Annotated in this window: 23 protein-coding genes and 1 tRNA gene; 16 read left to right on the plus strand and 8 right to left on the minus strand. The window is 65.4% G+C overall.

Annotated features, from left to right (window positions below):
• Positions 1-85: 85 nt before the first annotated feature.
• Positions 86-640, minus strand: a complete 555-nt coding sequence (locus AD72_RS12305) for a peptidylprolyl isomerase (RefSeq protein ID WP_020496807.1) — start codon at positions 638-640, stop codon at positions 86-88.
• Between the two features lie 170 nt (positions 641-810).
• Between AD72_RS12305 and AD72_RS12310 the strand changes: the two genes are divergently transcribed.
• On the plus strand, positions 811-1,590 hold the full coding sequence (locus tag AD72_RS12310) for a hypothetical protein (RefSeq protein WP_156365158.1): 780 nt from the start codon (positions 811-813) through the stop codon (positions 1,588-1,590).
• Positions 1,591-1,621: 31 nt separating this feature from the next.
• Here AD72_RS12310 and AD72_RS12315 read toward each other — a convergent pair whose 3' ends face one another.
• Positions 1,622-2,140: a DUF2020 domain-containing protein gene (locus tag AD72_RS12315; RefSeq protein WP_031466614.1), complete on the minus strand. Its 519-nt coding sequence runs from the start codon at positions 2,138-2,140 to the stop codon at positions 1,622-1,624.
• Positions 2,141-2,398: 258 nt separating this feature from the next.
• On the opposite strand from AD72_RS12315, the gene AD72_RS12320 reads away from it, so the two are divergent.
• The 5 genes from AD72_RS12320 (at position 2,399) to AD72_RS12335 (ending at position 6,632) form a co-directional block, all read left to right on the plus strand.
• Positions 2,399-3,157: an SAM-dependent methyltransferase gene (locus AD72_RS12320; protein WP_231644809.1), complete on the plus strand. Its 759-nt coding sequence runs from the start codon at positions 2,399-2,401 to the stop codon at positions 3,155-3,157.
• A gap of 111 nt (positions 3,158-3,268) precedes the next feature.
• Positions 3,269-3,394 (plus strand): hypothetical protein, encoded by a 126-nt coding sequence (locus AD72_RS37935; protein WP_255357153.1) that lies wholly within the window; start codon positions 3,269-3,271, stop codon positions 3,392-3,394.
• A gap of 74 nt (positions 3,395-3,468) precedes the next feature.
• Positions 3,469-4,713 (plus strand): hypothetical protein, encoded by a 1,245-nt coding sequence (locus tag AD72_RS12325; RefSeq protein ID WP_197284946.1) that lies wholly within the window; start codon positions 3,469-3,471, stop codon positions 4,711-4,713.
• Positions 4,714-4,726: 13 nt separating this feature from the next.
• Entirely contained in the window at positions 4,727-5,224 is a 498-nt protein-coding gene (locus AD72_RS12330; protein WP_031466617.1) for a glycine-rich domain-containing protein, read from the plus strand.
• Positions 5,208-6,632, plus strand: coding sequence for an MFS transporter (locus AD72_RS12335; protein ID WP_037345574.1), 1,425 nt, complete (start codon positions 5,208-5,210; stop codon positions 6,630-6,632). Before AD72_RS12330 ends, AD72_RS12335 begins: the two co-directional genes overlap by 17 nt.
• A gap of 53 nt (positions 6,633-6,685) precedes the next feature.
• Here AD72_RS12335 and AD72_RS12340 read toward each other — a convergent pair.
• A tRNA-Ala gene (locus tag AD72_RS12340) sits at positions 6,686-6,758 on the minus strand.
• A 16-nt stretch (positions 6,759-6,774) separates the two neighbouring features.
• Positions 6,775-6,897 (minus strand): DLW-39 family protein, encoded by a 123-nt coding sequence (locus AD72_RS37590; protein ID WP_231644810.1) that lies wholly within the window; start codon positions 6,895-6,897, stop codon positions 6,775-6,777.
• A 314-nt stretch (positions 6,898-7,211) separates the two neighbouring features.
• Between AD72_RS37590 and AD72_RS12345 the strand changes: the two genes are divergently transcribed.
• Positions 7,212-7,496 carry a hypothetical protein gene (locus tag AD72_RS12345; protein WP_031466619.1) on the plus strand — a complete coding sequence of 95 codons (285 nt, stop codon included), beginning with the start codon at positions 7,212-7,214 and terminating at the stop codon, positions 7,494-7,496.
• A 102-nt stretch (positions 7,497-7,598) separates the two neighbouring features.
• Complete coding sequence (locus AD72_RS36495) at positions 7,599-7,835, plus strand: hypothetical protein (RefSeq protein ID WP_156365159.1); 237 nt, start codon at positions 7,599-7,601, stop codon at positions 7,833-7,835.
• Between the two features lie 170 nt (positions 7,836-8,005).
• Here AD72_RS36495 and AD72_RS12350 read toward each other — a convergent pair whose 3' ends face one another.
• Positions 8,006-8,272: a YdeI/OmpD-associated family protein gene (locus AD72_RS12350; protein WP_031466620.1), complete on the minus strand. Its 267-nt coding sequence runs from the start codon at positions 8,270-8,272 to the stop codon at positions 8,006-8,008.
• Positions 8,273-8,809: 537 nt separating this feature from the next.
• On the opposite strand from AD72_RS12350, the gene AD72_RS12355 reads away from it, so the two are divergent.
• Complete coding sequence (locus AD72_RS12355; protein ID WP_031466621.1) at positions 8,810-9,007, plus strand: hypothetical protein; 198 nt, start codon at positions 8,810-8,812, stop codon at positions 9,005-9,007.
• A gap of 246 nt (positions 9,008-9,253) precedes the next feature.
• Here the strand turns inward: AD72_RS12355 and AD72_RS12360 are convergent, their stop codons facing one another.
• From AD72_RS12360 to AD72_RS12370, 3 genes are read right to left on the minus strand one after another with little or no spacing between them, the layout of a single operon-like run.
• Entirely contained in the window at positions 9,254-10,075 is an 822-nt protein-coding gene (locus AD72_RS12360) for an aminoglycoside phosphotransferase family protein (protein WP_031466622.1), read from the minus strand.
• Positions 10,072-10,755 (minus strand): HAD family hydrolase, encoded by a 684-nt coding sequence (locus AD72_RS12365; protein ID WP_031466623.1) that lies wholly within the window; start codon positions 10,753-10,755, stop codon positions 10,072-10,074. The genes AD72_RS12360 and AD72_RS12365 overlap by 4 nt, the downstream gene beginning before the upstream one ends.
• Positions 10,752-11,594, minus strand: a complete 843-nt coding sequence (locus AD72_RS12370) for a GntR family transcriptional regulator (RefSeq protein ID WP_031466624.1) — start codon at positions 11,592-11,594, stop codon at positions 10,752-10,754. Before AD72_RS12370 ends, AD72_RS12365 begins: the two co-directional genes overlap by 4 nt.
• Before the next feature lie 195 nt (positions 11,595-11,789).
• Here AD72_RS12370 and AD72_RS12375 point away from each other — a divergent pair, with 195 nt between their 5' ends.
• From AD72_RS12375 to AD72_RS12400, 7 genes are all read left to right on the plus strand, one after another.
• Positions 11,790-12,209 (plus strand): hypothetical protein, encoded by a 420-nt coding sequence (locus tag AD72_RS12375; RefSeq protein WP_031466625.1) that lies wholly within the window; start codon positions 11,790-11,792, stop codon positions 12,207-12,209.
• A 288-nt stretch (positions 12,210-12,497) separates the two neighbouring features.
• Positions 12,498-12,752, plus strand: coding sequence for an AMED_5909 family protein (locus tag AD72_RS36500; RefSeq protein ID WP_156365160.1), 255 nt, complete (start codon positions 12,498-12,500; stop codon positions 12,750-12,752).
• Between the two features lie 218 nt (positions 12,753-12,970).
• Positions 12,971-13,264: a hypothetical protein gene (locus AD72_RS12380; protein WP_156365161.1), complete on the plus strand. Its 294-nt coding sequence runs from the start codon at positions 12,971-12,973 to the stop codon at positions 13,262-13,264.
• On the plus strand, positions 13,264-14,826 hold the full coding sequence (locus AD72_RS12385; protein ID WP_051898541.1) for an FtsK/SpoIIIE domain-containing protein: 1,563 nt from the start codon (positions 13,264-13,266) through the stop codon (positions 14,824-14,826). Before AD72_RS12380 ends, AD72_RS12385 begins: the two co-directional genes overlap by 1 nt.
• Complete coding sequence (locus AD72_RS12390; RefSeq protein ID WP_231644811.1) at positions 14,823-16,466, plus strand: replication initiator; 1,644 nt, start codon at positions 14,823-14,825, stop codon at positions 16,464-16,466. The genes AD72_RS12385 and AD72_RS12390 overlap by 4 nt, the downstream gene beginning before the upstream one ends.
• Positions 16,463-16,729 carry a helix-turn-helix domain-containing protein gene (locus AD72_RS12395; RefSeq protein WP_231644812.1) on the plus strand — a complete coding sequence of 89 codons (267 nt, stop codon included), beginning with the start codon at positions 16,463-16,465 and terminating at the stop codon, positions 16,727-16,729. Before AD72_RS12390 ends, AD72_RS12395 begins: the two co-directional genes overlap by 4 nt.
• A complete protein-coding gene (locus tag AD72_RS12400; protein ID WP_051898542.1) occupies positions 16,729-18,102 on the plus strand; it encodes a tyrosine-type recombinase/integrase in 1,374 nt (457 codons plus the stop codon). Before AD72_RS12395 ends, AD72_RS12400 begins: the two co-directional genes overlap by 1 nt.
• The last annotated feature ends 11 nt before the right edge of the window (positions 18,103-18,113 follow it).

Raw genomic sequence — 18,113 nt, forward strand, 5'->3', positions numbered from 1 at the left:
ACAGGAGAGCTGCGTCGGCCGCCCAGGGTGCCGTACGCACACAGGTTGGCCGTGCGCGTCTGGCTCACCCTGGGGATAGCTCAAGTCAGCCCTCGCCGCGCTCGATCTCGACGCGCTCGATCACCACATCGTTGACCGGGCGGTCGCCCGGCCCGGTCGTGGTGGTCCCGATCGCGTCCACGACGTTGCGCGACTCCTGGTCGGCGACCTCGCCGAAGATGGTGTGCTTGAAATTCAGGTGCCCGGTCGGCGAGACCGTGATGAAGAACTGCGAGCCGTTCGTGCCCGGTCCCGCGTTCGCCATGGCGAGCAGGTACGGCCGGTCGAACTGCAGTTCCGGGTGGAACTCGTCGTCGAACTGGTAGCCGGGCCCGCCGCGGCCGGTGCCGGTCGGATCCCCGCCCTGGATCATGAAGCCTTCGATGACCCGGTGGAAGATCGAACCGTCGAAGAACGGTCCGGAGCTGCCGCCCTTGGCGTTCGGTTGGGTGTATTCGCGTGTGCCCTCGGCGAGACCGACGAAGTTCGCCACCGTCTTCGGCGCCTGATCGGGGTAGAGATTCACCCGAATGGACCCAAGCGAGGTGTGCAGCGTCGCGGTCACGTTCACTCCGACAAGCGATTCATTGCTGTCTGCCACGCCGCATATCCTGCCATTCCCCGACGAATCCGACCCGCGCGGGGGATAGCCGCTGGTCAGCGCGCGTATCCGGCCTTTCTTACGGCAGAATGAGCCGCTCAGGTGTATGAAGTAAGCAGCGGAGGCGGTGCGGGCACCGGCTTCGCTCGAGTTCGGATGAGGTGAACGCGGTGGGAGAAGCGAGCAAGACGCTCGAATCCGGTATTCGCGCGGTGCGGAAAAACGCGAAGCGCGCGGAGCGGAAACTCGCCGAGCACGGGCTCGACCCAGCGCAATTATCCGATACGGTCACGGCGGGTGCGGAATTCGCACGCGAGGAACTCGTCGCGACCACTCGCAGGACACAGGACTTGCTCGCCCGCGCGGGCGAGCGGACACGGAAACAGGCCACCAAGGAGGCGAACCACGTGGGCAAAAAGGCCGAAGCCACGTTGACAAAGGCCGAGAAGAAGGCGAAGCAGAAGGCCGACAAGACCGCGGCGAAGCTCGCGAAGAAGGGCAAGCAGGTCGAACAGGTCGCCGGTGAGGTCGCCACGAAGGTCGAGAAGAAGCTGAACGCGAAGCTCGACAAGAAGGCGGCCAAGGCCGAGAAGAAGTCGGCCAAGAAGGAAGGCAAGCGTCGCCGTTGGCCGTTGGTCGTCGGACTCGCCGTGGTCGGCGCCGGCGTCACCTACGCCGTGCGGGCCAAGTCCGCGCAGCAGGTCGCGCTCGACCAGGACCTGCCGGCGAGCAAGCCGACTCCGGTCCCGTCCCCGCAGCCGACCGCGAGCAAGCCCGCTCCGGCCAAGCCGAGCCAGGACTCCGCCGAACAGGCGAAGCCAGCTCCGAAGGCCGAGGCCAAGCCCGAATCGAAGTCGGCAGAGACCAAGCCGGCCTCCGGTCAGGACGAGCCGAGCGGGCAGCACGCGCTGCGCAACGGCAACGCCACCGCGCCCAAGAAAGAAAACTGATCCCTCCTGGTAGGTGGCGCGAGCGCGCCACCTACCAGCCCAGGGCCGCGATCGCCTGCTCCGCGGCCTCTTTCGCCTTGATCGTCTGCCGCTGATTCGTCGTCACCACGACCGCGGCATCACCTTTCGCGACCGCGTAGACCGCCCCGGAATCCGTTGGCTGCGAGCCTCCGCTCCACCCGGCCGGGTCCGTAGCCCTCGCCGAAGTCCGCACCGGCGCCGCCTGATCCACCAAAGCGTGCGCCGTTCCGCTGTCCCCCTTGTACGGCCGCACCGTCAGCTGCAGCCCGCCGTTCGGGCGGTAGAAGAAGCAGGCCGGCGCGGGCTTGTCCGCCGAGATCCGCACCTGCCCGACATGCTGGCCGTTCACATCCTGGGCGGATTCCTTCCGCAGATAAGGACAAGCCGCCGTGCGTGCCGGATGTACCGGTGGTGGTGGCTGCGCCGCGGGCGCCGTCACCGTCCGCGTGCTCGGCGGCGCCTGCCCCGTGCCGCCCGGCTGGCCACATCCCGCGACCACCCCACCCACGAGCACGATCATCACGGCCATCCCGATCCTCATGACCCGCGATGATAAGGACGCCACCCACCGTGTCGGCCCCTCCCCCGACTGTCTGCGTGGTTGTCCACAGCGGCGGCGGTTGTCCCCAGATTTTTCGCGCCCCGCCATTCACTGCCCTGCGCCGATATACTGGATGCGGGGTCGCCCCCCGGTGAGGGCGGGGGATGTCAGGGTGGGAACTTCTTTGTCAGGGCTGGGTTTCGGGATCGCATGTGTTCCTTCGGCTCTCCCCGAGGGCGAAAACCGATGGCGATCACGTCCGGCGGTCCGGCAGGCTCGCCGGGTATGGACATCCGCGACCGGTACCGCCCGATGCTCTGGAACACGCCGTTGTCCGAGCAGCATGCCTCCGTACTGCTCGGCGAACTCGACGCACGCGATGGACAGCGCATCGTCGACCTGGGATGTGGCTGGGGCGAACTGCTCCTGCGCGCGCTCGAACTGGCGGGACCGCGGGCGCACGGTGTCGGCATCGAATCGGAACCCGCGCATCTCGACCGTGCCCGCGAACTCGCCGAGAGCCGTGATCTGAGCGCACAGCTCGAATTTCACACCGGCGATGCGAGCGAATGGCGCGGGACGGCGGACCGAGTGCTGTGCATCGGCTCGACACACGCCTATGGCGGCCTCGGCGGCACACTCCAAGCCTGCGCCCGCATTCTCCCCGCCGACGGCCGCCTGCTCATCGGTGAGGGCTACTGGCTACGCCCGCCCCCTTCGCGGGCTCGGGAGATTTTCGGCGAGGAACTCGGCACACTCGAGGAACTGCTCGCCCGCTGCCGCGCGGCAGGCTGGCGGATCATGCACAGCAGCACGACCGATCAGCAGGAGTGGGACGAGTTCGAAGCCGCCTCAATGCGCGGACCGCAACGGTGGTGTGCCGAGAATCCCGGCGACCACACGGAAATCCGCGAATGGATCACCGAACGGAAGCGGACCTATCACGAGGTCTACCGCGGTGTACTCGGCTTCGCCTATCTCGTACTGGCCGCCGAACAGGACTGATCCGGGAAAACCCCTGGTCATAGATTTTACTACCTCTTGACCTTTCCTTGGGAATATTCATACCTGCTGGCATCGCCTGCCAGTGAAACCCTCTCCCCAAGGAGGCCCCTGATGAACGAGTTGATCGCCAAGATCGCCGAGGACCACACCTGGAGCAAGTGGGTCGCGGAGAACTCCGCGCAGGGCGAAGCGAAGGACGGCTGCATCTCATTGCCGAAGCAGGGCTGCATCAGCTAGCCATGTCCTGTGGGGCCGCGGATGCTCTTCCGCGGCCCCATCACCCATCGCAGGCCCGATGACGAGAAGGCGGGATGCCGATGCACGGCCAGCCGGATGCCAAGACTCGCGAGCGAATCCGCGACATCCCGATCTACCGTGATTCCCTTGAGCGTGGTCATTTCCCGATACTGGAGAAGACCGAGATCGCGCGTGGATTCCCGGAAAACTGGATGACCCCGCGGTTGGCCGAGGCCCTGGAAGCAGGCGAGGCCGAGTTCGTACTCTCCACCGGGACCAATCACGCGCGCATGCAGTTGATCCGCCCGCCCTACTTTCTGCTCAAGTCGTATTACCGGCTCTGGAGCGAACATCCCGATATCGCGCACACCTGGCGGGAACAGTGCAAGCGAGTCTCACTGACCACGGTGCTCGCGACCGAGCACATCGCCCGGGTCAATGCCAAAAAGCACGGCACTCAACCGGATGCACGTCCCGCACTCGCCGATCGCTGGCTCGATGAGCGGACGGTGTACCTGAACCTCGACCTGGACCCGGCACTATGGGACCGGCCGACCGTGGAACGCATGCTCGAGGAGATTTCCCTGGTCGCCGCGAGCCTGCCGAGCGGGAACTACCACCTCGACTGCTCCAGCTACCACCTGGCACATCTCGTCCGCAAGGTCGATGAATGGGGCTTGTGGTCGCGTTTTCCCGCTCCGGCGAGCATCATCCACGCCTACGAGTTCACCCCCGCCAATGTCCGCCGGTTCCTCGGACGGTTCTTCGACTGCGCGATCATCGATCTGTTCGGCAGCACCGAGCTCGGCTATCTGTACTACAGCGACCGGAACGGGAACTATCACCCGTTCCTCGAGGAGATGGGCGTCGAACTCGTTCCGGTGGCCCCAGGCTCGACGATCCACAGCATCATCGTCTCCAGCGTGCGAAACCCTTATATGCCACTGATTCGGTACCGCTCCGGCGATTGCGCACGCACCAGGGACGGGAGCGCCGATCCCGCGCGGATCACTCAGTTCTGCGGCCGCGAGAAGGAACTCCTGTGGCCGGACAACGGTCTGGGGCCGGTCTCCCAAGGCGATCTGGACGGCTGGATCAGCGCGACGAGCCCGGACATCTTCACCTATCGACTGCACACCGACGGGAAATCCGCGGTACTGCGCTACACGAGCTTCGACGGTTTCGCGATCGAGCAGTCGGACATCGAGACGCTACGCGCGAAGTTTCGGAACGAGACCGGAATACCGTGCCAGCTCGAGCATGCGGCGCACATCCCCATCGGCACATCCGGCAAGTACGCCTGGATCGCGAACGAGTAGCAAGGAGAAAGTCATGCCGCACAACGAAACCCCTGACCTCCGGGAATCGCTCGGCGCGCAGCTCCATGACGAGCTGGTCGACTACTTCACCGAGAAAACCGGGCACGAGCCCGGATTCGTGCAACGTCAGGTCCTCGAATGCCTTCGGTACCTTTATCTCGTGTCCAAGTACCGCGAGGAGCTCGGCGGGCTTTTCCTTCCCGTGGAACAGGAAATCGATGAGATCTGGCACTACCTGATCCTGCAGACCAGGGAGTACGCGTCGTTCTGCGCACGGCTGCCGGGCGGGATGTTCATCCATCACCGCAGCATTTCCTATGAGAACTACCAACAGCAGCCGAGCCGCGAACAGCTCGCCGAGCAGGCGCTGCGCTGGCTTCCGCTCTACCGCGCGGAGTTCGGTCCCTTTGACGAGGGCGCGCTACCGCACTGGACCATGGTGCGCTTCCTGCACGAGCAGCTGTCGATGTCGCTCGAGGAGATCGCCGCGCTCGATGCCGCCAACGCCTGACCGTTCGTGCATCTCGGCGATCGGCCTCGGTTCGGCCAGCACGGCCATTCTCGTTCCGATGATGGACGCGTTCATCGTGAACGTCGCCCTCCCGACCATCGCTGCGGAATTGCCTGCCGGTGCGACCGCTCTCGAACTCGTCATCGCCGGTTACGGGATAGCGTTCACCGTGCTGCTGGTACTCGGTGGCCGGCTCGGCGACCGATTCGGGCGCCGCCGGATCCTGTTGCTCGGCCTGCTGGGGTTCACCGCGAGCTCACTACTGTGCGGTCTCGCCGGGAACGCGCCCATGCTGATCGCGGCTCGTCTTGCCCAGGGGGCGTTCGCCGCGCTCATCCCGCCGCAAGTACTCGGCACGATCCAGGCGGCGACGAGCGGACCCCGGCGCACCCGCGCGATCAGCCGCTATTCGGCGGTCACCGGTATCTCCGCGACACTCGGGCTCGTTCTCGGCGGGTTGTTGTTGCACCTGGACCTCGGCGGAACTTCCTGGCGGAGCCTGTTCCTGATCAACATCCCGATCGGTCTGGTCTTGGCCGTGCTGATCCGGCGTACGGTCCCGGAGACACGCGCCGGGGAACCGGCCGGAATCGACGGCAAGGGGACGGTACTGCTCGCCGGTCTGTTGCTCGCCCTGCTCGTTCCGTTCAGCTTCGGCCAAGGTTCGGGCTGGCCGATCTGGAGTCTCCTGCTGTTGGTGGCCGCCGTACCACTGGCCCTCGTATTGTGGCGGACCGAGCGCGCGGTCACCGCGACCGGTCGGCTCGCTCTGCTGCCGCCTGCCCTGCTCGGCGAACCGCGGGTGTACCGCGGTCTGCTACTGCTCGCACCGTTTCTGGCCGCGGGCGCGGGATTCCTGTACGCGTTCCCGATCACCGTGCAGGGCGGGCTCGGGCTCAGCCCACTGGCGAGCGGGCTCGCGGTCGCCCCGATGTCACTGGCCTTCTTTCTCGGCAGCTATGGCGTTCCCCGGCTGGTGCGCGTTCTGGGACCACGCATCCTCGGGGCCGGAACACTCGTCCAGGCCGGTGGGCTCGCCCTGGTTGCCTGCGTCTTCTGGTTCTGGTCCGGACAACCGCCCGGCCTTGCCATCGTGCCCGGCATGATCCTCATCGGTCTCGGGCAGGCGCTCGCCATCAGTGGAACCAACACCCTCGTCCTCGCCGCCGTGCCCACCGAACTCGGCGGCGTGGGCGGCGGCATCCTCATCACCGCCCAACAAGCGGCGATGGCACTCGGCACGGCGCTACTCGGCGGCGTCTACACCGAATCCGCACACAGCAACGGATTCGTTCCGGCCTTCGTTCTTGTCATGATCGTGCAAATCGGCATCGCACTCGTGATCGCCGCACTGATACTGATCAGGCACCCACGAGATGTGACACACCTCATTACCGAGGAGAGCTGAACGAGCCATGAAAAAGAGCCCGTACTCTCTGCGAGTACGAGCTCTTCTCTACGTGGAGCCAAGGGGAATCGAACCCCTAACCCCTGCCTTGCAAAGGCAGTGCTCTGCCAATTGAGCTATGGCCCCTGGCGGCGAGACCGTCCTACTTCGAGGTCGGAGCGGTCGCCTCGCGCCACAGGTCCGCCTCTGCCTTGGCGGCCTTGTTCTTCCGGATAACGAACAGCACGCCACCCACGATGGCGCCCAGTACGAGCAGCTTCTTCATGGTCCTCACCTCTCTGCAGCCCCAGCGCCGTCAAGTGTACCGGCCAATGCCTCGGCCAGGTTCTCGGGCATGAGGTGATGCCGGGGTGAGCCGATACTCCATTGCGGTTCGCCCGGAAGTGTGGCTTTGCCTGGTTTCCCAGCCCCTACCTTGACACGACCATCCTCGCTCGTCAGGATTCGTTGTAAGACCTTTCAAACTCATCAGTAGGGAGGGGCCGATCTCGTGAGATGCGGAACCGGACAGACCGCGAAGGCGCGTGCGCCGCGATGAGTACTTTCAGGCCACGTCACTCCAGCGCAACGCGGACCCGAGTGCAGCATGGATCTGGCTCGAGCACGCTGTTCCGCTCGGTCGCCCCGCCGCTGCTCGGCTTCGTGCAATCGGCCCGGCCGGAACGGGATCCCGACGTCGTGCACCTCACCTACGGAGCGATCAATCCGTTGCATATGCCGGAACAGGCGCCGGTGATGACGTTGTGCGGTGAGCAGTTCACGCAGGACATGGCCCGCAGTCCGGAGCCGGCGGGCGCACCGCCGTGCCCGATGTGCCTCGATATGGCGATGAACGACACGGCGAGCGTGAACTCCGCCAGTTAATTCCTCCGACCGCCTCATGCGTCACAACGGCAACGGAGTACGGTGATGGCCTCATTACCGGCCGCTGCGGCTGTGTGCATGTACTGATCGAGGAGGTTTTCTGTGGCGATGGCCAGTGTCCTTGCGGAAATGCCCGATTTGTGCGATCGAATGCTCAATGAACATCTTCCCGATTCTTCTGGACGCTGCGCCGCCTGCCGGGACGAGCTCGGCACCCAAGCCTCCTGGCCCTGCCTTACTTACACAGTCGCGGAAAAAGCACGTGCGCTCAGCACCGGCGGCAACGTGCAGCCGATCAGCCAGCCCCGCAAGGCCGGCGGCGGCAAACACTCTCGCTGATTCACGAACTCCATAGCTTTCGAGGTGAATTCATCTCGAACCATATGTTTCCACCGCCTGCGCGATTTCACCTGCGGGCGGTGTTTAGTTTCTGTTAGTTTTTCGCCGAAAATAGCGTGAATACGAAATTCGCTGCTTGTTTCACGTTGAACCAGCGACGACCCGGCTGATCAGCTGCCCGTGCGCTCCCGGTGCTTGCACCCCGGCCAGCAGCACGGACGACGCTTCCCTTCCGCAAGCTCCTCCCGGGTCCGGCGGATGCGGCGTTCCCGGGTCGCCTCCTGCTTGGCGTCCTCGACCCAGCAGATGAACTCGTTGCGGGCGAGCGGCGTGATGTCGGCCCAGGCATCGAGCGCCACGGCATCCGCGAGGAGCGCGTGCTCCAGATCCGTGGGCAGTTCGTGCACCACTCCACCGGCCACCCGTGTGCTGCTCACCGCACCAGAATACGGGAGGAACGCGAAAACCCCCGCTGTCGTATCGGACAGCGGGGGTTTGCAGGGTGGGCCTACCAGGACTTGAACCTGGGACCTCTTCGTTATCAGGAAACGGTTGGCCGTCGCGGGCGTCTCATGATCAACAGGCATATGCACACTGACCTGCGCGTGGACCTTCGCACCGTCTCACCCTGCTCGGGTGTTCCGGTCCGTACCAACCCGTCTTGTTAGCAAATCCGTTAGCAGACTCCCCCATCCCCTTCGTCCCTGCTACTCGCTTCGCCTCGCGGTGGCCGGGTCCAGGGTGAGCGTCAGCTCATCGCGCAGCGACGCCGAACGGCGCCCTTGATGCGGCTGCCACGAGGTAAGACGATCCCTGGCGAAGGGCTGCGGTTGATCTACAACCGAGCTTCTGACACTGTTTCGGCGGGGCAACCCTGTCAGTGAATATCAGTGGATATCCGCGAATATTCACTGACTCTCCAGGGCCAGCCTCCCCTTCAGATACCGGGTTTCCGAGCTGAAGGGATCGAGCTCATGTTCATGTGGGCCGTCGTCGCTGGTTACAGTCTCTTGCTGGTTCTCGCCGCAGGTTCTGCAACTGCCGCGATATTCGCCAAGAAGCATCGCCGCGAGCATGCGGTGAAGGTCTACAAGATCACCGCTGCCGTACTCACCAGCGTGTTCGCCTTGCTCTTCGCACTCGCGCGCCTCCACGTCTGGCCTACACCGTGACCCGTTGGCCGCTGGCGCTTGCGTCGGCGGGCGTCGATCGCCCCGACCACGCTTGCCCGCTCGAGCTGCCTCGCGATCGTCCCGTCTGGGGTGGGCTGGTCGCCGTGTCTTGGGTCTGATGGTTCACGTGCGAAGTGAGCAGAGCATCGGCCCGGCCGCCGGGAGCGTCAGCGGGAGGCGGGCCGGGCCTCGGCGGCGCGCAGCGCCGCCCTTGATCCAATAGAGCCGAATTCGGCAAGAAGTCCGCTAAACCCTGGCGGCGCGGGCGATGTTCAGCCAGGTATGCACGCGGTCGGCGGGGCATCCGACTTCGGCGGCGAGCTGGTCGGCCAGGGCATGCGGGGCGCAGTGTAGGGCTGGGGCGGTTTTGAGGGCGAAGACGGCGAGGTCGTAGGCGAGTTCGCCGTTCATGCCGCGTGGGTCGATCCACTGCAACCGGCCGTCCGCGCCGACGAGGATGTTGTCGGGATGCGCGTCGCCGTGGGTCAGTTCGCGGCGTTCGTCCTGGCGGATGTCGGTGAGCTGGTGGGCTGCGCTGCGGCGTTCGTCCTCGGTGACGTTGTAGTCGTCCGGGGGTAGGTCGTCGGGTTCTGGGCCGGTGAGCCGGTCGTGCAGCCACTCGGCGATGTTGGGTGCATTCGGTGCGGGGCTCGGCTGTTCGGCCATCGCGCGGAAGATCGGGGCGACCGTCGGCACCACGTCGTCGCCGAGGTTGATCGGTTCACCGGGTACTACCCGATCCGCGACCGTCCATGTGCCGGTGTCGGTCTGGTTGACCTCGTGGACCGCAGGACCGATCCGGTGCTCGGCGAACGCCTCCGCGAACCGCGCCTGATCGGGTCCGGCCGGGTCAGCCGTCGACCTCATAACCAGCGGGCCGGTCGGTGTGGTGACTGCGACGACGAACCCGGTTCGGGCTGGAAAGACTCTTTCCGCCTGGCCCTCGTAGCGAGCGACAAGCTCGTCCAGCTCGGCGGGTGCTCGACTGGTCCATGCCTCGGCACGCTCGGGCCAGCGTCGCCGAACGTTCACGGCAACCTCGATGGGAACCTGGGCGGCGGGTGTCATACCCGAGCTTCGGGCGCGAGCTTTGCGGCAACGCTGGTGATGATCACGTCCGCGTTCACGAGCGTGCGCTCTTTGCCGGGCTTGTTCGCGTACCCGATCACCGGGCACCCGGCCGAGCGAGCGGCCTCGACGTCGGTCGGTGAGTCCCCGATCAGCACCGCCTCGGCGGGCGCGACGTGGAAGTGAGTCAGGGCCTGGTCGAGCAGCCAAGTCCGCGGCTTGAGCTGTTCCGGGTCCTCGCTGGTCCGCGCGGCGATGTGGTCCACGTACCGGTGCAGTCCGTGCAGATCCAGGTAGGCGCGCACGGCGTGGGCACTGTTGTTGCTGACGATCGCGAGCTCGCGGCCCGCGCGCTTCCATGCCCTGATCAGCTCGTGCGCGCCTGGCGCTGGTGTAGCGGTCGCGATCGCTTCGACCTCGTGCGCGGTAAACGCCGCGTTGACCATCCGCGCGTCCTCATCGGAGACGGTAGCGGCGTAGCGGAACACGTCGAACGGATCGGTTGCGGCGGCCACGGGTTCGGGAAAGTCGACATGTCGACCATCGGCGAGAACGTCGCGCAACTGCTCGGCGACCACATCGGCCGGGAACCCGGCGAACACCGAGCACACCGGGCCGTCGAAGTCGAGCAGCAGCAACCGTGCACGTTCGAGGAGTTCGCGAGCCTGTGCCTCGGTCATCGCACGTACTCGTGGGCGATCGTGGACCAGATGCTTTCGAACCAGGTCCGGGACTGCTCGACGTACTGCGATCCGGTCGAGGTGTCGTCGTCGTTCGCCGAGTGGTGGAACAGGATGGCGTCCTTGCCCATCAGGTCGTACATGGCTTCGGTCTCGCCGTTGTAGCTGATCGCGCGCTCGCGCACCGGATAGAAGCCGAAGAACGCTTCCTCGTTGTTGATCAAGTACAGCTTGAACAGCGGCGCGGCCGGGTGGACCCGGACCTGTGCGGACGCTGTGTTGACCAGGCCCAGTTCTCCGAGTTCATTGACCTCGTCGATCGTGGCGAGCGTGTGGCGACGCATGATCTCCTCGGCGCGCTTGCGGAAGTTCGGGCTGTCCGCGTGTCCGTCCACAGTGCACGGCAGCGACCAGGGCTCGGCCGGATCGGGAACCAGGAGTCGGACCGTGACCGACTCGGGTCGCAGCCTGCCGACCCGGATCTTGTCGAGTGGTTCGGTGAGGATGCCGTGCAGGGTCTCACCGGAGAACCCCGCGAAGTCGATAGTCACGTTCTCGGCCTCGAACGCGCGCTCGACGTGGGGGCGGAGGCCGACCGGGCTTTCCGTGCGCTCGCGGACGAAGACACCGCTCCCCTGCCGCGAAACGATCAGGCCCTCTTCGCGCAGCTCACGTAGGGCGTTCTGCACGGTCATCGGCGCTACGTTGTAGGTCTTCGCCAGTTCTGCCCGCGACGGCAACTTGTCCCCGGCGCTGAACTTCTTGGTCAGGATCGCGGCTCGTAGCGCGTTCGCGACCTGTACATACGGCGGTCGTGGATCGTCCGGGTCTAGCGCCATGATCAACCCTCGCTCGCATTTTCCCTGGTCAGCTCTTGACGAGTACTCGTCAAACCCAGTCTAGGCCAGCTAGCGAGCTAGTCACCACCCCTGTTGCTTGACTTGGCTAGTCAGGCCGGCTAGGCTGTGCATGTCAGGCAAGCTAGGCGGCGGCGAAGAGGGATTCCCCGCGTCGCCGAGGAAGGCAGGAACGCAATGGCTATTCCAGGTGGTTACCGGTTCCCGGTCCCGTTCGATGACGTGTTCCCGGAGGGCGCGTTCGTGCTCGGCGTGGAGCAGGTCTTCGACTACGACAACAACGGAGGCAAGAGTCCGGCGAAGGACAAGCAGTCCGGCAAGCTCGTGTGGGGTGTGCAGGTCACCGACCCGTCCGCGCGGGGCAAGAACACCGGTGTCGTGGTGAAGATCGACGCCGACGTGCAGCCCGTTCCCCCGGAGACCGCGCCCGGCCTGCCGTTCCGTCCGGTCGTGTTCGAGGGACTGACCGCGACCGCGTACGAGCAGAACGGCCGCGTGCAGTTCTCGTTGCGCGCCAAGGAGATGCACGCACCGGGCAAGGCAACGGGTACGAAATCCGCTGCGGCGCAGGGCAACGCCGAGCAGAAGGCAGCGTAATGGCGGGGCGGCCGTCACGGGAGGCGGTCGCTCGGTGGAACACCGCCTATGCCGAGCAGACGACCGCACTATTCACCGCGATGCGTAGCGGCGATGCAGGTGATGTGCGGCGTCTGGCTCGGGCCTACCAATCCGTTGCGGAAGCGTGGCGAATTCTGGCGGGTGACCTCAACGCACCGTTATGGGCACGCCATGCCGCGTCCGTCGCTTCCGAAGAATTCGACCTCCGCGCACAGCTCGAAACCGTTCGCGCGGATTCGGTCCAACGATAGCCGAAGGGAGGTAATCATGCACGGTAGTTGGCGGGTGGCGTGGGCTTCACGAACGTTGCCGGAAGCGTGCCGGGCACTGCTGGGTCTCCTGCCGGATCGGGGCGCAGATGCGACGGTTCTGCGGGACTACTACAAGGAAAGCGCGAAGCTCTACCGGCACATGGTCGAGGTCGACCCGGAGCATAAGCACGAAGCTCGGGCGCTGGCATGGGTTGATACGCAGCGAGCGGAGTCTTACGCGAAACTCGCCGCCAGCGAATCACAAGGCTAGAAGAAATTCAACGCACTGAATGAATAACGCACGTTTCGACGTGTGGCGATGAAACGCGTCCTTGAAACGGTCGCGGATTCCGTAAAGGCGCAGAAGCGGGACATGGCTACCAACCTCGCCGCCTCTGCGCTATCCACTCACTGGAGCAGACAATGAAAACCCTAAACAATTCTCGTGAAGCAATGTCAAGCGGGGTCACCGGAACGGGGTGCCCGTCGGTGGCCGAGTTGGTTCGTCGTGGCCTGGATCGGTGCGAAGAGATTCGACCGAGCTACCGTCCAAACAGGACACCCGAGCAGCGGTTGCGCGATCTGCGGAAGGCAGCGGCCTGCTACCGGCGCGAGGCTCGCTGGTGGGATCTGCTGATCGCTCGGGCGATCGACTCGTCCGAGTTGCCGTGGGCGTATGTCCGGGCCGCGATCAAGGCGAGTTCGGCGGCCGCGCGGACAGCCGACCGGTACGACGAACTCGCGGCGAACGCTGCTGCGCGTCTGTCGGGTGGTGGTCGGTGATGAGTCTGTGGAATGAGGTTGTCGACCGGGATGCGGGTTGGCAGGACATCACCGTCCGCAAGGGCAAGGACCATCCCGAAGGTATCCGCGGTTGGATCGCCTGGGCCGTTCGGCAGGTAGCGAAGCTGATCGGCGTGCTGATCACCTGCGCAGTGCTGTTCGCGGTTGCGTGTCCGATCCTGGCCGCGCCGATCCTCGGTGTGCTGTGGCTGCTGTTCACGGGCATGCCGTGGTCGGCGCTCGTGGTCCTCGGCGTCGCCCTGGTGGGTTTCGGGTTGTGGTTCTGGTTCTCCCCGGACTCGTTCGATGCCCGTGTGGTGTCGGGTTGCCGGTGCTGGGTCCGGCGCCTGCGCTACCGCTACCGGTGGACCGACACCATGGTCGGCGCCAAGCTGACGGTGAAGGACAAGAAACGCCGCGAACTGGCACCCCGGATCACCCGTGTTCGGCAGTCCCGGTTTGCTGATGTGCTCACGGTTCGGTTACCGCTCGGCCTGACCCGCGAGTCCTTCACGGATCGGCTCGCGGCAGTGGTCGAGGGCATGGGCGCGCAGGAAGCTCGGCTTGTTGCTGCTCCGGCTCGCAGTGTTCCGTCGTGGCTGGTGGCCCGGCGTGCGCTGGAGTTCGCCGACACCACGAACCGGTGCGTGTACATGCAACTCTCCTACGGGGATCCGCTGGTACGCACCCTCACCCCGAACGGTCCCGATGACGGCGGCAACGGGGGCGGTTCCCGAACTGCGGACTTTTCCGCAGTACAGATCGGCAAGCGTGATGACGGTCGGCCGTGGTTCCTGTCGCTGCTGGGCACGCACATCTTGTTGGCCGGGGCGACGGGTTCGGGGAAGGGCTCGGTGCTGTGGTCCCTGCTGGCCGGGCTCGGCCCCGCCATCCGTGACGGTCTCGTGCAGGTTGTCGGCGTGGACCCGAAGGGCGGTATGGAACTCGGCTACGGCCGTGAACTGTTCCGCGAGCTCGTGACCATGGACGGTGCGGACGCGCAACAGGGTGCGGTGGAGTTCCTGGAAAAACTCGCCGATGAGGCCGACCGCCGCGCTTCCCTGCTGGCCGGGCACGCGCGCAAGCTCGAACCGAGCACGGACATGCCGTTCATGGTGATCGTCCTCGATGAGTTGGCCTCGCTGACCGCGTTCATCGCCGACTCCAAGCTACGAGCACGCGCGGAGGCTGCCCTCGGGCGCCTGCTGACGAAGGGCCGTGCTCCGGGCATGTGCGTGATCGGGGCGATTCAGGACCCTCGCAAGGAGGTCGTGAAGTGGCGTGATCTGTTCCCGACCCGCATCGCGCTGCGCCTGGTCGAGCGCTCCCACGTGGACATGGTGCTCGGCGATGGTGCCCGCGAACGTGGCGCGAAGTGCGACCACATACCCGAAACAGCTCCCGGTGTCGGCTACCTGGTCGAAGACGGAACCCGCGCCATCACTCGGGTTCGCGCCATGTACCTCTCCGACGCCGATATCCGTCGAGTCGCCACCACCTATCAGCCCGGCCCGGTCGTGGCCGCTCCCCTGCGCGTCGTTGAGGGCGGTGAGGCGGCATGACCACCGAGGAACCGACCCCGATCCGCAAGATCATGGCACCGCTCGCCCGTCAGTTGGCCGAGTCGGCCGCTGAACAGGTCGGTGCCTGCGTCCGGCCGTTCGCGGTGCGCCGGATCGACAACGAGACCGGCGAGAAGATCGTGATCCCGATCCCCTGCGGCTCAACGAGGACGAGCGTGTGCCCCTCGTGTGCGGTGCGGGCGAAGCGGTTGCGGATGCACCAGGCCCGCGAAGGCTGGCACCTCACCGAGGAACCACGGATCGAGACCGAGGAACCGACGGTGCATCAACAGGCGATGCTCGGTCAGATCGCGGATCTCACCGAGGCTCGTGCGCACGCCGACGCGTCCGGGGACACCGCTCGTTCCGCGGCGCTCTCGGCCGAGATCGACCAGGCCGAACAAGTCCTGCGGCACAACGGAATCCGCGGTTCGATGCCGACCGAGGAGAACGAGCGCCAGGAGGAGAAACCGAAACGGGCACGCTCGACGCGCCGTCGTCAGGATGCGCCGAACCTGCCCCGGCAGAAGGTCGCCGACACCACGACCGGGCGCGTGTACGAGGCACCGGACGGGAAAACCTACCGGCCCTCGACGTTCGTCACGCTCACCCTGCCCTCGTACGGGCGGGTGCACGGCGATGGCACCCCGGTTGATCCAGACTCGTATGACTACCGGTCGGCGGCACGGGATGCGATCCACTTCGGCTCGCTGGTGGACCGGTTCTGGCAGAACCTGCGCCGCGCAGCCGGGTGGAACGTGCAGTACTTCGCGGCCGTGGAACCACAACGGCGGTTGGCGATGCACCTGCACGCGGCCGTGCGCGGCACCATCCCCCGCAAGCTCATGCGCCAGGTCGCCGAGGCCACCTATCACCAAGTCTGGTGGCCCGAACACGACGAACCCCTGTACACCAACGAACTGCCGGTGTGGGACGAGCAAGCGGAAACCTACGTCGATCCCCACACCGGTGCCCGTCTGTCCACATGGGACGAAGCGATCGAGGCCACCTTCGACCAGAACGCGCGTCCCGCGCACGTGGCACGGTTCGGGCACCGGGGTATCGACGTGCAAGGCGTAGTCGGCAACTCGGAGAAATCCGGGAAATGCCTCGGCTACCTCGTCAAGTACCTGACCAAGGACATCGGCGAGGTCTACGAACCCGACAGCACTCGGCAACGCCAGCACATGGACCGGCTCGCCGACACCATGCGCTACCAGCCCTGCCACGAGACATGCGCGAACTGGCTGCGCTACGGCATCCAACCCAAGAACGCCAAGGCGGGCATGGTTCCCGGACAGTGCCGCCGCAAGGCACACCGCCCCACGAACCTCGGCTACGCGGGCCGCCGCTGCCTGGTCTCCCGCAAATGGTCCGGGCGCAACCTCGCCGAACACCGCACCCAACGCCGCGAACACGTCCTCCGTGTCCTCGGTGCAGCCGGAGCCAACGTTCAGCAATCCACCGAGGAAGACCCGGAAGGAACCCGCTACCGGTGGGAACCCATCCACACCGGAGATCCCGACCAGCCCAACCGAACCGACCTGCTGCTGCGCAGCATCGCCCAACAACGCCGCTGGCGACACCAATACGACCAAGCCAAACACTCAGCAACCGAGACCGAAGGGAGGGCGGCATGAGTACCAACGTTGCGGCAGCGATGGAGATGCTGGCTCAGGCCCTGACCGAGCAGCAGCAACCAGCACCGGAACCCGTGGTGGCCGAATCGGTGTTCGACGGGCTTCCGGCGTTCGTTCCGGTCACGCAGGTCGCGAGCCTGCTCGGCATCAGCCGGGCCTCGGCCTACCGGTATGCGGCCTCGGGTGAGCTTCCGGCAAAGCGGATCGGGAAACGCGTGCTTGTCGTTCGTGACCAGCTCCGCGCGTGGATGGAGGCCGCGTAATGGCCGAGCAGAAGAAGCGGCGGGACAAGAACGGCATCAACGGCGGCGTCTACCAGCGCGGGAAGAAGTGGGGCTACGTCCTCGATATCGGCCACGACCCACTGACCGGGAAGCGCAAGCAGCAGACCAAGGGTGGTTTCACGACCGAAGGTGACGCCTGGGATGCCCTGGTCGAAGCGAATACCGCGCTGAAAACGAAGAAGTTCGTCAAACCGTCGAAGCGGACGGTCGCCGAGTTCTTCGCCGAGTGGTTCCCCGCCGTGAAGCTCTCGCTCAAGACCACGACGTTCGGCAACTATCAGAACTACGCGAACGCGTATGTGCTGCCGATCATCGGGAACCGTCAACTTCAGCAGATCGAGACGGACACGATCACCAAGCTGTGGTCCTACCTCGCCGAGAAGGGACGGGTGAAGGGCGACTCGAACCAGCGCATGTACGAACACTGGAAGAAGGTCACCGAGGCCGGGCAGAAGGTTGCGCTCGCCGAGCTGGCCGAGGCCGGTGGGGTGACCTACAGTGCGGCGTCCAAGGCTGCGGCACGGTATCGGGCCGGACGTATCCCGAAGGAGTACTCGTCCTCGCTGGACAACACCACGATTCAGAGTGTGCGGATCATGCTGCATCGCGCGTTCGAGGATGCGGTGGCGTGGCAGTACATGGAGGCGAACCCGGTATCGGACGCGGTGCGTGTCCGGCGTACACACAAAGTGCACAGCACCTGGACCCCCGAACAGCTCAAGGCGTTCTTGGCCGAGGCTCGTCGAGAACGGCTGTACGCGATGTGGTTGATGTTCGCCACGACCGGTGTCCGTCGCGGTGAGGCGGCCGGAGCTATGCGGCACCTGCTCGTTCCGGCTCGCAAGATCATCACCGTGTGGGATACGCGTGTGGTCGCGAACGGGAAAGTCGTGGATTCAGACGGCAAGTCGAAGAACTCGCGCCGCCACCTCGCGCTCGACAAGCGCACGATCGCCGAGCTGGCGAACCACACCGCGATGCTCGACCAAGAGCGCAAGGACCATGGTGCGGACTACGAGGACAACGGGCTGTTGTTCTGCTGGCCGGACGGTTCGCCGATCTATCCGGAGACGATCAGCGATCAGTTCGACCGGCTCGTGGACCGTGCGGGTGTGCCGATCATCACGCTGCACGATGTGCGGCACACCTACGCCACCATGTCTCTGCGGGCCGGGGTGAATCCGAAGATCGTCAGTGCCCGGCTCGGCCACGCCTCGGTGTCGTTCACGCTCGACATGTACACCGAGGACGTCCCCGAGCTGCACCACGCTGCGGCCGAGACCGTGTCCGACCTGTTCCTTGAGCCGGATGAGGACGATGAGACGGCCGATCCCCCGATTGACCTGCCGTAATGCGGGTCTTG

Origin of the sequence: Sciscionella sediminilitoris (assembly GCF_000737195.2) — a bacterium.
In the GTDB taxonomy this organism is placed as follows: domain Bacteria; phylum Actinomycetota; class Actinomycetes; order Mycobacteriales; family Pseudonocardiaceae; genus Sciscionella; species Sciscionella sediminilitoris.

Coding starts and splice junctions, on each gene's coding strand:
- AD72_RS12320 (WP_231644809.1), top strand. CDS start 2,399: ATGGCGATCACGTCCGGCGGTCCGGCAGGCTCGCCGGGTATGGACATC.
- AD72_RS12365 (WP_031466623.1), bottom strand. CDS start 10,755: ATGACCGAGGCACAGGCTCGCGAACTCCTCGAACGTGCACGGTTGCTG.
- AD72_RS12400 (WP_051898542.1), top strand. CDS start 16,729: ATGGCCGAGCAGAAGAAGCGGCGGGACAAGAACGGCATCAACGGCGGC.
- AD72_RS12385 (WP_051898541.1), top strand. CDS start 13,264: ATGAGTCTGTGGAATGAGGTTGTCGACCGGGATGCGGGTTGGCAGGAC.
- AD72_RS12390 (WP_231644811.1), top strand. CDS start 14,823: ATGACCACCGAGGAACCGACCCCGATCCGCAAGATCATGGCACCGCTC.
- AD72_RS12355 (WP_031466621.1), top strand. CDS start 8,810: ATGTTCATGTGGGCCGTCGTCGCTGGTTACAGTCTCTTGCTGGTTCTC.
- AD72_RS36500 (WP_156365160.1), top strand. CDS start 12,498: ATGCACGGTAGTTGGCGGGTGGCGTGGGCTTCACGAACGTTGCCGGAA.
- AD72_RS12375 (WP_031466625.1), top strand. CDS start 11,790: ATGGCTATTCCAGGTGGTTACCGGTTCCCGGTCCCGTTCGATGACGTG.
- AD72_RS12360 (WP_031466622.1), bottom strand. CDS start 10,075: ATGACACCCGCCGCCCAGGTTCCCATCGAGGTTGCCGTGAACGTTCGG.
- AD72_RS12370 (WP_031466624.1), bottom strand. CDS start 11,594: ATGGCGCTAGACCCGGACGATCCACGACCGCCGTATGTACAGGTCGCG.
- AD72_RS37590 (WP_231644810.1), bottom strand. CDS start 6,897: ATGAAGAAGCTGCTCGTACTGGGCGCCATCGTGGGTGGCGTGCTGTTC.
- AD72_RS12330 (WP_031466617.1), top strand. CDS start 4,727: ATGCCGCACAACGAAACCCCTGACCTCCGGGAATCGCTCGGCGCGCAG.
- AD72_RS12395 (WP_231644812.1), top strand. CDS start 16,463: ATGAGTACCAACGTTGCGGCAGCGATGGAGATGCTGGCTCAGGCCCTG.
- AD72_RS12325 (WP_197284946.1), top strand. CDS start 3,469: ATGCCGATGCACGGCCAGCCGGATGCCAAGACTCGCGAGCGAATCCGC.
- AD72_RS12335 (WP_037345574.1), top strand. CDS start 5,208: ATGCCGCCAACGCCTGACCGTTCGTGCATCTCGGCGATCGGCCTCGGT.
- AD72_RS12315 (WP_031466614.1), bottom strand. CDS start 2,140: ATGGCCGTGATGATCGTGCTCGTGGGTGGGGTGGTCGCGGGATGTGGC.
- AD72_RS37935 (WP_255357153.1), top strand. CDS start 3,269: ATGAACGAGTTGATCGCCAAGATCGCCGAGGACCACACCTGGAGCAAG.